We start from the raw sequence: 12,613 nt of genomic DNA, 5'->3' as shown, positions 1-12,613 counted from the left end.
AGAAGGAAGCTAGTATATAGGTCGAATATGATTAACCTTGTAAAACCTTTCCATTCATACTTAGTTTACTGGTAGCTACATATGAATAGAAAAGGGGCGATAAGTTGATTATTCGGCCTTTTTACGAAAAATAACCTCAACAACGTACCCGAATGCTGTCACCTGTCTTACGATCGAAGGAGTTTGCGCTGGTTAGCGAACTGAAGACCGGCAAGACCGAAGCGTTTACCCGTTTGTACGATCAATACGCCCCTGTACTGCTCGGCGTGATCAACCAGATCGTGTGCGACGATCAGAAAGCGGCTGGGCTGCTGATCGAAACGTTTACGGATATCCGTTCCGCTATTGAAACCTACCGCCCCGAAAAGCAGCCGTTCTTTGTCTGGCTCCTGACTCGGGCCCGGCAAACGGCAAACAATGCGGTGGCCGCCCCAAAGAACACCAGCCAGGCTACTATTCGGCTGTCGGCCAGCGGCTCGGTTGTAGTTACCCAACCTGCTCACTCGTTCGACAAGTCTGTAGCGGTGGCCCAGAGTCCGGAAGAAAAACAAAAGCAGTTTCTGAACTCAGTCCTGTTCGGCAATTGTACCCCCGAAGAAGCCGCCGGGTCGGTGGGGTTGCCCGTTGCCAGTGCCCGCCAGCAGCTGCGGGAAGCATTGCTGAAGCTCCGCCAATGAGCGACTCTTATCGACGTACTTCTTTATACAACGACGCCCAGGCCTGGTTCAGCGCTTGCTCAATCCGTTGCCAGTCGGTTTCAGTGGCCCCGCCCGCCTGCTGCCCTGCTTCATCACACAGGCGCATGGCTTCGGCCCGCTGCCGGGCATAGCGGCCAAATACGGCAGGCGGCTGGTTGTACTGAACGGCGGCCGTCTGCGCGAGCGCGTCGGCCAGATCGGCGTAGGAGTAGCGATCGCGCTGCCGGTGTACGATCCACCAGTTAAGCTCAGAAGCCGCCAGTTTGCGCACGTTGAAACGATCTTCGCTCAGGTTCTGAATCGATTCGTAATAATCGATAAGGATCGGTAACGCCTGCTCATAGTCGGCCCGCGACCGACCCTTCTTAAAGACAAACGCAGCTCGGGTTGCCTGAATGGCCAGCCCCACCGAGCGCCAGAACGGCGCATGAAACTGTTGCTGCAGGCCACCCCTCAGCTGTCCGAACAGCAACACCGGTCGCCTATCATAGTACGAGCGCCACATGGCCGTTTCGAGCCGGGCTACCTCGGCCGGATCGAACTGGCGGATGCTGTGCTGAACCGGCACGAACACGTCGACCAGTATCCACAGCAGTAGCGCCAGCAATGCCCCTCGCCAGATCCATCGGCCGGGCTGGCGGTAACGGGTGGTGGCTTGGGGCACAGGCGTTGTCGGCATAGCCATTCGTTCGTTCACAAAAATACGTCACTATGGCGCAACGGCTGGCTGGCCACAGTGACGTATGGACTATCATACTGCTGAAAACGGCTGGCTGGTCTAGGTGCGCCTGGCTTTAGACGTAACCGGTTTTTTGGTGGTAGCCGTAGGTGCGGGGCTCTTCCTGGTCATGGTAACGGGGTCCCAGTGAACCACTTTCTGCTCGAAGTAGCTTTCGTTGCAGGCCAGTACCGGAGCGGCTGCCCGGAAACCGAAGACCGGATCTTCGATGGTGCCCTGGCTGCCTTCGCGAACGTTCTTGAAGAAGTCGGCGAAGTGACGGGCGTGGCCGTCTTCGTTCTTGGGCGCTTCGAACCGAACCTCCTTAACCGGCTCGGCCGTACGGGTTTCGGGCGGGTATTGCGCGTCGTACTTTTTCACAAACTCCTGCTGAACCTCCGGAGTGAAGGTAAAGTAGCTGTCGTAATTGCCGTAGCCGGGTGCTACGGGTAGTTTCTTTTTGGTCAGGATCAGGTTCTCTTCCGAAAATTCGATCTGCCCTTCGTTGCCGATGATGCGGGTTACGTTCTGGATTTTACCGGCATTGGCAAAGTTAACGCGCAGTACCATCTGAAAGGCATCGTGGACGTCGGTTTTGGGGTAGTCCATGACGCTGGTCATGACATCGGGTACGTCGCGCCCGTCTTTCCAGTAGGCCAGGTTACCCGACGAGTAGATGCGGGTTGGGCCGAGCGAGTTGGTTACAAAATGAACGCCCGTGATGAGGTGTACGAACAGATCGCCCGCTACGCCGGTGCCGTAATCTTTGTAGTTGCGCCACCGGAAAAAGCGCTTGGCGTCGAACGGCCGTTTGGGCGCGTCGCCCAGGAAACGGTCCCAGTCGAGGGTCGTCAGCGAGGCATCGGGTGGTACCGAGTAGTTCCAGGCTCCGATGGCGTTGAAACGGTCGTTGTTCGATTCGATGTAGTTGATCTGGCCAATGTCGCCCGCCTGAATCATTCGTTTCGCTTCCTGAAACGACGAGCTGCTGATGCGCTGGCTGCCGACCTGCATGGTTTTGCCTGATTTACGCCAGGCGTCAATGACAGGTTTGCCTTCGTTCATGTGCTGCACCATCGGTTTCTCGCAGTACACATGTTTACCGGCTTTCAGGGCCGCAATGGTAATATGGTCGTGCCAGTGGTCGGGGGTAACGACCAGTACGGCATCTACGTCGGGACGGGCCAGTACCTCCCGGAAGTCGCGGGTGGCGAAGAGTTCTTTATCCTTGCCGAAGGCCGATTTGGCGTGGGCGAGTCGGCCGTCGTACAGATCGGCAACGGCTACCAGTTCTACATCCGGATTGCGCAAAGCCGCCATGGTGTCATAATTGCCCTGGATACCCATGCCGATGGTTGCAATCCGTATTTTATCGTTCGGGCTGATGCGGGCCAGGTTAGGAATATAAGCGGGGGCGCCAACGTTGCCCAGAACCGTTTGAACTCCCCCCGCAGCGGTCAGGGCCGAAGCCGCCGAAAGGGTTTTAATAAACGTACGACGAGTAGATTGCATAAGCGTGACGGGTTTTATTCCACAGATCTAAAGCCGGCTGTTTGCCAGATTTACCCGACTGTATCTATGCCGTTTGTTTCTCGTCGTTACTTTCTGCGTTCGTCGGCTGTGCTGACCGGGGGCCTGCTGACACCGCCTGTTCCGGCGTTTCTGACCGAACAAAAACCGTTACGGCTGGGTGGGCCTGTCTTCCTCAACAGCGACGATCCGGTCGAGCTGGCGCGGGAACACCGCCGGTTGCGTTACAGCGCGGCCTATATTCCCGAGGTGAAGCTGACCGACACGGCCCGCATCGACGCCATTCGGAAAGCGTTTGCCGAACAGAACGTGATCATCGCGGAGGTAGGCGCCTGGGTGAACATGCTCGATCAGGACGCGACCCGACGCGCCAAGAATCTGGCGTACGTAACAGAACGCCTGGCCCTGGCCGAAGCCGTTGGCGCGCTGACCTGCGTGAACATTGCGGGTTCGTACAACCCTACCCACTGGGACGGTCCTGATGCGCGGAACATGAGCGCGCAGTTTTTTGAGGAGACCGTGGAGAATTGCCGCCGGATCATCGATGCCGTAAAACCGAAACGCGCCAAATTTGCGCTCGAGATGATGGGCTGGAGCCCGCCCGACGGGGCCGACGCCTACCTGAAATTTATCCGGGCTATCGACCGCCCGGCTTTCGGCGCGCATATCGATATAGCCAACATCATCAACTCGCCGGATCGGTATTACAACAACACGGCGCTGATCAACGATACGTTTCGCAAGCTGGGGCGGTGGGTCGTATCGGCCCATGCCAAAGATATTACTGGCAAAGACGGTCATTTTACCGAAACCATGCCCGGTCGGGGCGGTATGGACTATACGACCTATCTCCGCAACGTAACCTCGCTGCCGCAGTCGGTGCCGCTCATGCTCGAACACCTGCGCACGGCCGCCGAATACGACGAAGCCCGGCGCTACGTGATCCGCAAAGCCGACGAAGCCTCGATTCCGCTGGCCTGACCACCTACTTCCTGAATACGACCCGCTGTAGATTGTCGACGGCATAGCTGCTGACGCCGTTGGCCGGATCAGCCAGTTTTTTGCCCGATGTTACCTCAAAAATCAGCTCGTTGCCGCGCAGTTCATAGGTAGCCGTCAGCAGTATGCCCTGCACCTCGAAAACATTGAACAGCTTGTTGCCGAACAGATAGTTGGTCAGCACCGTGCCACCCCCTTCGTCGGTGATGTAAATGCCTTTGGCCGCGTCTTTGGTAACGAGGGTATAGTCTTTGGTCATCGGCTGCTTCGGCGACAGGTAGTCGGTACGCCAGGTCAGCACACCGGGTTTATCGGATGGCTTAATCGTTAGCCGCACCGGTACACTGTCGACCAGCGCCTGCTGCCGGTAGATGTGCATGGTCCCCGCCCAGGTTCCGTGCCATTGGGTGGGTAGCTGCGCCTGAACAGACGGGAGCCGGAAGAACAGGAAACACAGGATCAGTACAGGCCGTACCCAGTAGCGTGTTTGTCGCATAGGTTGATAAGTCAGTTAAGTGAATACAGGATTCTGGAACCCTCCCGTCAGACCGATCGAAATGACGAAAAGGTGATAAAGTCATTGCGGTAAATGAGTCTGCGCATGTACGCAAGTGTTGTCTGGTTTATCTGTGTATATCATTGGCGGTCAACGGTTTGTTTTTTCGGTTGGTAAGCGTATTTATTTAATTCATTACCATTTGTTTTTCGATTTCGTCTCAGGGATCGTTTTCACAGCCGAATCCATCGGACTGGTAGAAACCAACACCGGATGAATCGCAAAATAGGGTATAGAATTGGTTTGGCTATAGGGCTGCTGAGTGGTTTTCTGACGCCGGGCCACGGGCAGGAAGATCCGCTCTTCACCAGAAAGTCCGTTTTCGGCTCGCTGGCCGAGCGGTGGGAGCTGGATTCGGCCTCGCGCAAGAGTACATTTCGGGTAACGCCCTACAAACCGCTCAACATTACGGGTGGTCGCTGGTCGAACCGCCCGAACGAGCAGCCTGTGAGCGAGAATCCCATGTACTCGCTTCCTTTTCAGGTCGACTACGGTAACTACGAAGCCAAGTACCAGATCAGCATGAAGATAAAGGTCGTGCGTGGCCTGCTCGGTAAACGGGGGGACGTATGGATCGGCTACACGCAGAAGTCGCACTGGCAGATCTACAACACTCGTTTTTCGCGCCCCTTCCGCGAAACGAACTACGAGCCGGAGGTTATCCTCAACTTCGCCACCAACTTTCCGGTCCTGGGCCTTCGGAACCGCATGCTGGGCATCTCCTTCAACCACCAGTCGAACGGTCGGTCGCTGCCGCTCTCGCGTAGCTGGAACCGCGTCATTGCCCATGCCGGTCTGGAGCGAGGCAACTGGACCCTGATGCTGCGGGGCTGGTACCGCCTGCCCGATGCCGATGACGAAAATCCGGCCATCACCGACAACATTGGCCGGGCCGATGCCCTGCTGGTTTTTCATACCAACCGTCATCTGTTTGCCGTGCTGGGAAGTCATTCGCTCCGGGGGGGCAACCGCAACCGGGGGCAGGTGCAGTTCGACTGGACCTATCCGGTCTGGGGCAACCTGCGCGGTCATTTTCAGGTGCTGAACGGCTACGGCGAAACCCTGGTCGATTACAATCATTTTCAAACCACGATCGGTTTTGGCATCTCGCTGGTCGAGTGGCTCTGAGGACCGATGCTAACCGTCTGCCTGTCTATGCGTTTACCCGTTACGCTCGCTTACTTCTGCTTCCTGTTTTTTGTAGTCCTGGTCAGCCAGCCCTGTGGGGCGCAACGGCTGCAGACGATCAGTCCCGACGGTTCTGTTTTTGAGTCGGTTGTGGTGGGCCAGTACGTGTCTATCATGCTGCCGAACCGGTTCGGAACCACCGCTCGCTACGCAGCCCGCATCACCGATATTCGGCCTGATTCGATTACGCTGGCCCTGTTTGGCCGGACGCAGGTGGTACCCGTTCGGGATATTCTGGGGCTTCGGCGGGTGTCGAAGGCCAGCGCAACCATCCGTCGGTCGTCGAAGCTGCTCGTGCCGGGGGCCATCAGCCTGACCGGTAATATAGTCGGGGGCCTGACCAAAGAACAGCCGGGCGCGACCCGACTCCTGCTCACCGTGGGGTCAAGCGCGGCTGCCGGTACCCTGCTGCTGGCCGTAATCCGGATTCCCGGCCTCAAACGGGCCAAAAATGGGTATTCGTTCCGGGTCGAGTAGCGAGGGCAGCCGGGGTTAGCCTGCCCAGTTTTCGCGGTCCAGGCTCCGGTACTGGATAGCTTCGGCGAGGTGCTCGATGCGGATTTCGTCGGTGCCGGCCAGGTCGGCAATCGTACGCGACACTTTCAGGATGCGGTCGTAGGCGCGGGCCGACAGACCAAGCCGTTCCATAGCCGTTTTGAGGAGGGCGCGCCCGGCGTCGTTGATCTGACAGACCTCCTTCACCATCTGCGACGACATCATGGCGTTGGAGTAGATGCCGCTCTGGTCGGCAAAACGGGCGGTCTGCTGCGCCCGCGCCCGGATAACCCGCTCCCGAATGGCTTCGCTGGTTTCGGCGGGGCGGTTGGCGGTCATCTGATCGAACGACACAGGGGTTACCTCAACGTGCAGATCGATCCGGTCCAGCAGGGGGCCGCTGATCTTGGCCAGGTATTTCTGCACAACGCCCGGTCCGCAGACGCATTCTTTTTCGGGGTGGTTGTAGTAACCGCAGGGGCAGGGGTTCATGCTGGCAATGAGCATGAACGAAGCCGGAAACTCCACTGCCCATCTGGCCCGCGAAATGCTCACCTTGCGGTCTTCGAGCGGCTGGCGCATCACCTCCAGCGCCGATCGTTTGAACTCGGGTAGCTCATCCAGAAACAGTACCCCGTTATGCGCCAGGGAGATCTCGCCCGGTTGCGGAAAACCGCCCCCGCCCACCAGGGCCGCGTCGCTGATGGTATGGTGCGGAGCCCGGTAGGGACGGGTTGCAATCAGGGTGGCGCGGGTACCCAGCTTCCCCGCTACCGAATGAATCTTGGTTGTTTCGAGCGCTTCCTGCAGGGTCAGGGGCGGCAGGATACTCGGCAGTCGCTTGGCCAGCATGGTCTTGCCCGCACCCGGCGGACCAATCATGATGACGTTATGACCACCGGCAGCCGCTATCTCCATGGCCCGTTTGATGTTCTCCTGCCCCTGCACGTGGGAGAAATCGACTTCGTACGCATTGATCTGGTGCTGAAACAGGTCGCGGGTGTCGGTAACGAGGGGTTCGATATCTTTTTTGCCTTCGAAAAATTCGGCCGCATCCTGTAAGGTTTCGACCCCGATGATGTCGAGATTGTTGACAATAGAGGCTTCCTGCGCGTTTTCGGCGGGCAAAACGAACCCTTTGAACCCTTGCTTACGGGCTTCGATGGCAATGGGCAACACCCCTTTGATCGGCCGCAGGCGCCCATCGAGGGATAGCTCACCCATGATCACATAGTCGGCCAGGTTGCGCTGGGGAATCAGCTGCTCGGACGATTGCAGCACGCAGAGACCAATGGGCAGGTCGTAGGCCGACCCTTCTTTGCGGATGTCGGCCGGCGCCAGGTTGACCACAATTTTCTGCCGCGGCATCCGGTAGCCCAGGTGCTTCAGCGAGGCTTCGACCCGCTGTTCGCTTTCCTTGACGGCGCTGTCGGGCAGGCCTACCAGGAAGAAGTGAAGCCCCTGACTAACGGTTACTTCAATGGTAATCAGTGTGGCATTGACACCGTACACGGCTGCGCCGAATGTTTTGGCTAACATACAGAGTTACGAAATTGACTGCTGGAGAGCGCCAAAACTACGGAACAGACCGGCAATAAAAAACCAGACGCCGGCAATAAGTAGGCGCTTTCTTTGATTGTGTTTCCATGAGTTCAGCGCTTCAGGGGCTGGTGTTGCATGAGTTCGTTGATGCGCTGTTCGACCTGACGGGCGGGTACCCGTTCAACCAGGTACTGATGCCCCCGACCCGACGCATCCCAGCCGTTGGAGCCGTCGGGGTTCAGCGTGAGCCGCCCCGTTCGAACGGTGTAATAGGGCGTGTACCCTTCGGCAGCTACCAGCACGGCGGTCTGGTCCCAGCTCATGCGGCCACCGGCATCATTCTTGTCGAGCGGTATGCTGATGCGGAATACGTCTTTGACGGGGCTGTTCCGGATACGGCTGTTCTGGATGAGGGGTAAACCGCTGTGGATTTTCTCGCCGATCTCGAAGCCACTCAGCAGCATGGGCGTTGGCCAGTCGCTGTAAACGATTTTCGAGGCCGGCGTGTCCATGTGGACGTTGAACTCGCGGCCGGCCGGAAACCGGCCAGCCATGCTGACCAGTTGGTTTACCTTACGGCGAACCAGGTCCCGACCCGAAAGCGGTGAGTACTGGTCAGGACCGGAGGTTAGCAGATTGGCCAGATTGGTCAGGAACCCGACCGAAATAAGGGTTACGCTCTGGTCAGGCTGTCTGGCCAGCAGCTGCCGGTACAGCGCAACGGCATCGGGGGCGTCGCTGTTCGAGCGGATGGTATGGGGGTAGCGGGCCACGAGCGTATCGGACCAGTGCTGCCGGTCCTGATCGGTAACGGCTTTGCCTTTGGGAACGCCGATGGGAAGATCGGGCCGGCCGAAGTACGTGTTCAGCACATCGAGTACCCGGCCAACGTTCGGGTAGCTGGTGCTGGCTATGGTGGCCAGAATACGGACCCGCCCGCTGTCGGCATAGGCGTGGAGCAGGGCTATGGCGCCTACATCGTCGTAGTCGGGACCCATGTCCGTATCGAAAATAACCGGAATTGTGCTCGAATGGCGGTTTTGGGTAGTGTTAGCCACTGTTTGCGGGACAGATTGCGCCTGGGACTGACCGGCTATCAGCCCCATGAACAATCCAAATAAAATAGCTAGGCAACAGCCCCCCGGGCTTATTTCTTTGGTATAAAAGTTAGTAGTCATTTGTTTCCACCAGTTGTTATATACCCTAGAAAGCTACCAGCCATACCAATACTCATGATCTCTCTCAAAACTCTCGCTATTTCGCCCGACGTTCAACTGCGTAATCTGGGCTGGGACTGGATGCTGGGGCAGGATACGCTACCGTATCTGAGCAACGAAACGGTGATCATTACCCCGGCTCAGGCCGACGCCTATTACGAAGCCGCCAACGAATTGTTCGAGATGTTTGTAGCGGCCGGTCAGCACGTGATCGACGAGAACCGATTTGCCGAACTGGGTATTCCCGAGAACCTCGTTGAGCTTATCAAACTGTCGTGGGACGATGATCGGCACATTCATCTCTACGGGCGGTTCGACCTGGCCGGGGGCGTGGACGGGCAACCCGTCAAGCTGATCGAGTTCAACGCCGACACCGCCACCTGCCTGCCCGAAACGGCCGTGGTGCAGTACGCCCACCTGAAGGCCAACGGTCTCGACGAGAGTCATCAGTTCAACGCCGTGTTTGAGACGCTGACGGGGCAGTTTGAGGAGCTGCTGGCGCTGAATCCCGACTTACAGCCCACGTTGCTGCTGTCGGCCATGCGGGGATTTCCGGAAGACGACGCCAACGTAGCGCTCATCGGCGAAGCCGCCCGCGAAGCCGGTTTTGAGCAGGAGTTCGACTTTATCGATTCGGTTGAGTTTTCGGCCGAGGAAGGTATTTTCTGGCAGAATCCTAAAAACGGAGAGTTCGAAAAGCTCGACTTCTGGTTTAAGCTCGTTCCGTGGGAAACCATTGCCGAAGAAGAACCCGACCTGACGGCGATCCTGACCGAGATTGTCCGGAAACGACTGGCGGTGGTGCTGAACCCGGCCTATACGCTGCTTTTCCAGTCCAAATACATGCTAAAAATCCTCTGGGAGATGTACCCCGACCATCCGCTCCTGCTCGAGACCGACAGCCAGCCCCTGGCCGGGAAAGCCTGCGTTGAAAAAGTGCTGTTTGGTCGCGAAGGCGCCAACGTACGCGTGCTCAACGCCGATGGCAGCGAGCGGCAGGCAGTAGGGGGCGACTACGGACACTTTCCGAAAATTTATCAGCAATACGTTGAGTTTGCGAAGGATTCGGCGGGTCATACCTACCAGGCCGGCGTCTTCTACGCGGGCGAAGCCTGTGGACTCGGTTTTCGGCGTGGCGAACTCATTCTCGATAACGGCGCCGGTTTTGTAGGCCATGTGGTCGAATAAAAACGAATTGACTGCACCATGATCTCGATACAACGATGTACGTCTGCCGACCCGCGCTTTCAGACGCTGGTGGGTGAGTTGGATGCCGACCTGCTGGTCCGGTACGGAGCCAAGCAGAGTGAGTACGATGTGCACAACAAGGGCCTGGCCGACGCCCGGGTAGTAATTGCCATGAACGAAGGGGCCGCAGTTGGGTGCGCCTGTTTTAAACCGCTGGATGCCGAAACCATCGAGATCAAGCGGATGTATGTGCAGCCGGGCATACGGCGGCTTGGCGTAGCGCAGCATATCCTGGCCGGGCTGGAGCAGTGGGGCCGGGAAGAAGGGTACCGAATCGCGAAACTCCAGACGGCCATTAAACAGCCCGAGGCTATTGCCCTTTATCGGAAAGTTGGTTACCGACCCACGCCAGCCTACGGACCCTACGTTGACGATGCCGACAGCGTGTGTCTGGAGAAAGAAATCTGAGCTAGTCAAAAGAGTTGTCAGATAGAAAAAATAGACGGGTATAGGCCGTTTGGGCTATTCTGGCTAATCTTGTATTTCGATTCTGTCATATGTTTAGACTGGCTGCGTTTTTCCTGCTCAACGTTATCTGTATTATTTGTCCGGCCCAGACCATCCGGTTTGCCTTCGTTACCGACACCCACGTAGGGGCGACGGCCACTGCAGCCGAAGACCTGCAGCGAACGGTCAGCGACATCAATGCCCTCCCAGACCTCGATTTTGTCGTCATCACCGGCGATATAACCGATTTTGGCACCGAACAGGAGCTGAACCAGGCTAAACAGATTCTCGACAAACTGACCCGTAAGTGGTACCTGTTTCCGGGAAATCACGATACGAAATGGTCAGAAAATGGCTGTAACCGCTTTCGGCAGGTATTCGGAGCCGAGCGCTTCGTGTTCGATTACGGCAAATACCGTTTCATCGGCTGCGGCAGCGGACCCAACATGCGCATGTCGCCGGGGCTGGTCTCGCGCGAAGACGTTCTCTGGCTGCGGTCCGAAACCGACAAACTGGCCGGCACCGACCGACCCGTTATCTTCATGAACCACTACCCGCTGGACGATGCGCTGGCCAACTGGTACCTGCTGATCGACGATCTGAAAAAAACCAACGTGCAGGCGGCACTATGTGGTCATGGACATGCCAACAAAGCCATGGATTTTGAGGGGATACCGGCAACGATGGGCCGCTCGAACCTACGGGCCAAAGACGCGGTAGGGGGCTATAACCTGGTTACCATACAGAACGATACCATGACGTTTGCCGTCCGCACGCCCGCCGTTGGTGAGCAGCCCGGCCAGACGGCGGCCCCCTGGCGAACAATTGCGCTTCAGAATCACCGGTTCGGGCAAAAACCAGCCACCGCTCCCCGACCTTCGTACCAGATCAACGAGCAGTACAGCAGGGTTCGGCCGGTCTGGGTCAAACAGGATAGCAGCGACATTGGCGCCGGCATCATTGCCGACAAAGAGATGGCGTTCTACCCAAACACCCGGGGCGAACTGGTTGCCTTGTCGCTGACCGACGGCTCGGTGCGCTGGCGGTTCATGACCGGCGGGAAAGTCTATTCGACCCCTGCCCTGCATAAGAACAGCATCGTAGTGGCCTCTACAGACGGCACCATCTACTGCCTCGACAAACGAAACGGGAAGGCCATCTGGACGGTCAGAACCGGTCAACCCATCGTCGCATCGCCCCGTATTGATGGCCAAACTGTATACATCGGTAGTTCGGAAGGTAAGTTTCGGGCGCTGGCACTCCGGACGGGGGCTGAGCGATGGACGTTCAACGGGGTAGAGGGCTTTGTCGAGTCGGTACCGGTAGTTGACAAAAAACGGGTATACGTGGGCTCATGGGGGTCAACGCTGTACGCGCTGAACCGGAAATCGGGGCAGCCAGCCTGGACCTGGACCAATAAGAAAGGGCGTAATTTCTCGCCCGCTGCCGGTATTCCGGTGCTGACCCACGGACGTATTTTCCTGCAAACCCCCGACCGGACCCTTACCGCTCTGGATGCGGAAACCGGACGCGAAGTCTGGAAATCGTCGGAGCATAAAGGATTCGAATCCAGCGGGTTGTCGGACGATGGGTCGCTGGTGTTTATCAAATGCATGACCGACACACTCTGGGCTATATCGGCCCGCTCCGAGACGCCAAAGCCGGCCTGGTTCGTCAACTGCGGATACGGGTACGAGATCAGCCCTTCGCCGGTTACGGTACGGAACGGCATGGCGTTCATCCCGACCGACGATGGGGTGTTGTATGCCGTCGATGAGCGAAAGCAACAGCTTGCCTGGGCTCATAAACTCTCCAACGCCATGGTAAACCGGGTGTATCCCCTGAGTCAGTACGAGGTTCTGATGACTACGATGGACGGGAAAGTAACCCGGCTCCGGTATACCCCCTAAGTACGAAACCAGGGGCTCCGCTCTCCGCAGCCATAGCCGCGACCCGATGGAGGGACGGGGTAGGG

12 protein-coding genes are annotated in these 12,613 nt (G+C 57.7%); 7 read left to right on the top strand and 5 right to left on the bottom strand.

Annotated elements, in window-relative coordinates; genetic code table 11:
* Nucleotides 1-152: 152 nt before the first annotated feature.
* Complete coding sequence (locus EQG79_RS16895; protein WP_077922547.1) at nt 153-677, top strand: RNA polymerase sigma factor; 525 nt, start codon at nt 153-155, stop codon at nt 675-677.
* A gap of 7 nt (nt 678-684) precedes the next feature.
* Here EQG79_RS16895 and EQG79_RS16890 read toward each other — a convergent pair whose 3' ends face one another.
* Both EQG79_RS16890 and EQG79_RS16885 read right to left on the bottom strand, forming a co-directional pair.
* The gene (locus EQG79_RS16890; RefSeq protein ID WP_129602740.1) at nt 685-1,377 is read right to left on the bottom strand and encodes a hypothetical protein; all 693 of its coding nucleotides are present in this window, start codon (nt 1,375-1,377) and stop codon (nt 685-687) included.
* A gap of 99 nt (nt 1,378-1,476) precedes the next feature.
* A complete protein-coding gene (locus EQG79_RS16885) occupies nt 1,477-2,928 on the bottom strand; it encodes a Gfo/Idh/MocA family protein (protein WP_077922546.1) in 1,452 nt (483 codons plus the stop codon).
* Between the two features lie 66 nt (nt 2,929-2,994).
* On the opposite strand from EQG79_RS16885, the gene EQG79_RS16880 reads away from it, so the two are divergent.
* Nucleotides 2,995-3,927: a sugar phosphate isomerase/epimerase family protein gene (locus EQG79_RS16880; RefSeq protein ID WP_077922545.1), complete on the top strand. Its 933-nt coding sequence runs from the start codon at nt 2,995-2,997 to the stop codon at nt 3,925-3,927.
* A gap of 4 nt (nt 3,928-3,931) precedes the next feature.
* Here the strand turns inward: EQG79_RS16880 and EQG79_RS16875 are convergent, their stop codons facing one another.
* Entirely contained in the window at nt 3,932-4,441 is a 510-nt protein-coding gene (locus tag EQG79_RS16875) for a hypothetical protein (protein ID WP_206445595.1), read from the bottom strand.
* 273 nt (nt 4,442-4,714) lie between these two features.
* On the opposite strand from EQG79_RS16875, the gene EQG79_RS16870 reads away from it, so the two are divergent.
* Nucleotides 4,715-5,629 carry a phospholipase A gene (locus EQG79_RS16870; RefSeq protein ID WP_129602738.1) on the top strand — a complete coding sequence of 305 codons (915 nt, stop codon included), beginning with the start codon at nt 4,715-4,717 and terminating at the stop codon, nt 5,627-5,629.
* Between the two features lie 27 nt (nt 5,630-5,656).
* Nucleotides 5,657-6,166: a hypothetical protein gene (locus EQG79_RS16865; protein ID WP_129602736.1), complete on the top strand. Its 510-nt coding sequence runs from the start codon at nt 5,657-5,659 to the stop codon at nt 6,164-6,166.
* Between the two features lie 15 nt (nt 6,167-6,181).
* Here EQG79_RS16865 and EQG79_RS16860 read toward each other — a convergent pair whose 3' ends face one another.
* Nucleotides 6,182-7,723, bottom strand: a complete 1,542-nt coding sequence (locus EQG79_RS16860; RefSeq protein ID WP_129602734.1) for a YifB family Mg chelatase-like AAA ATPase — start codon at nt 7,721-7,723, stop codon at nt 6,182-6,184.
* 113 nt (nt 7,724-7,836) lie between these two features.
* Nucleotides 7,837-8,784 (bottom strand): nucleoside hydrolase, encoded by a 948-nt coding sequence (locus EQG79_RS16855; protein WP_236648824.1) that lies wholly within the window; start codon nt 8,782-8,784, stop codon nt 7,837-7,839.
* A 174-nt stretch (nt 8,785-8,958) separates the two neighbouring features.
* Between EQG79_RS16855 and EQG79_RS16850 the strand changes: the two genes are divergently transcribed.
* The 3 genes from EQG79_RS16850 to EQG79_RS16840 all read left to right on the top strand — a co-directional run bounded on the left by EQG79_RS16850 (nt 8,959) and on the right by EQG79_RS16840 (nt 12,548).
* A complete protein-coding gene (locus tag EQG79_RS16850; protein WP_077922540.1) occupies nt 8,959-10,131 on the top strand; it encodes a glutathionylspermidine synthase family protein in 1,173 nt (390 codons plus the stop codon).
* An 18-nt stretch (nt 10,132-10,149) separates the two neighbouring features.
* Nucleotides 10,150-10,599, top strand: a complete 450-nt coding sequence (locus EQG79_RS16845) for a GNAT family N-acetyltransferase (protein WP_129602732.1) — start codon at nt 10,150-10,152, stop codon at nt 10,597-10,599.
* Nucleotides 10,600-10,688: 89 nt separating this feature from the next.
* Nucleotides 10,689-12,548 carry an outer membrane protein assembly factor BamB family protein gene (locus EQG79_RS16840; protein ID WP_129602730.1) on the top strand — a complete coding sequence of 620 codons (1,860 nt, stop codon included), beginning with the start codon at nt 10,689-10,691 and terminating at the stop codon, nt 12,546-12,548.
* Nucleotides 12,549-12,613: the final 65 nt, after the last annotated feature.

This window comes from Spirosoma sordidisoli (genome assembly GCF_004138325.1).
Lineage (GTDB): Bacteria > Bacteroidota > Bacteroidia > Cytophagales > Spirosomataceae > Spirosoma > Spirosoma sordidisoli.
Note: the sequence above shows the minus strand (reverse complement) of the source record. Positions and strands in the feature narration are given on the sequence as shown.

Coding starts and splice junctions, on each gene's coding strand:
- EQG79_RS16860 (WP_129602734.1), bottom strand. CDS start 7,723: ATGTTAGCCAAAACATTCGGCGCAGCCGTGTACGGTGTCAATGCCACA.
- EQG79_RS16895 (WP_077922547.1), top strand. CDS start 153: ATGCTGTCACCTGTCTTACGATCGAAGGAGTTTGCGCTGGTTAGCGAA.
- EQG79_RS16865 (WP_129602736.1), top strand. CDS start 5,657: ATGCGTTTACCCGTTACGCTCGCTTACTTCTGCTTCCTGTTTTTTGTA.
- EQG79_RS16850 (WP_077922540.1), top strand. CDS start 8,959: ATGATCTCTCTCAAAACTCTCGCTATTTCGCCCGACGTTCAACTGCGT.
- EQG79_RS16840 (WP_129602730.1), top strand. CDS start 10,689: ATGTTTAGACTGGCTGCGTTTTTCCTGCTCAACGTTATCTGTATTATT.
- EQG79_RS16845 (WP_129602732.1), top strand. CDS start 10,150: ATGATCTCGATACAACGATGTACGTCTGCCGACCCGCGCTTTCAGACG.
- EQG79_RS16880 (WP_077922545.1), top strand. CDS start 2,995: ATGCCGTTTGTTTCTCGTCGTTACTTTCTGCGTTCGTCGGCTGTGCTG.
- EQG79_RS16885 (WP_077922546.1), bottom strand. CDS start 2,928: ATGCAATCTACTCGTCGTACGTTTATTAAAACCCTTTCGGCGGCTTCG.
- EQG79_RS16870 (WP_129602738.1), top strand. CDS start 4,715: ATGAATCGCAAAATAGGGTATAGAATTGGTTTGGCTATAGGGCTGCTG.
- EQG79_RS16875 (WP_206445595.1), bottom strand. CDS start 4,441: ATGCGACAAACACGCTACTGGGTACGGCCTGTACTGATCCTGTGTTTC.
- EQG79_RS16890 (WP_129602740.1), bottom strand. CDS start 1,377: ATGCCGACAACGCCTGTGCCCCAAGCCACCACCCGTTACCGCCAGCCC.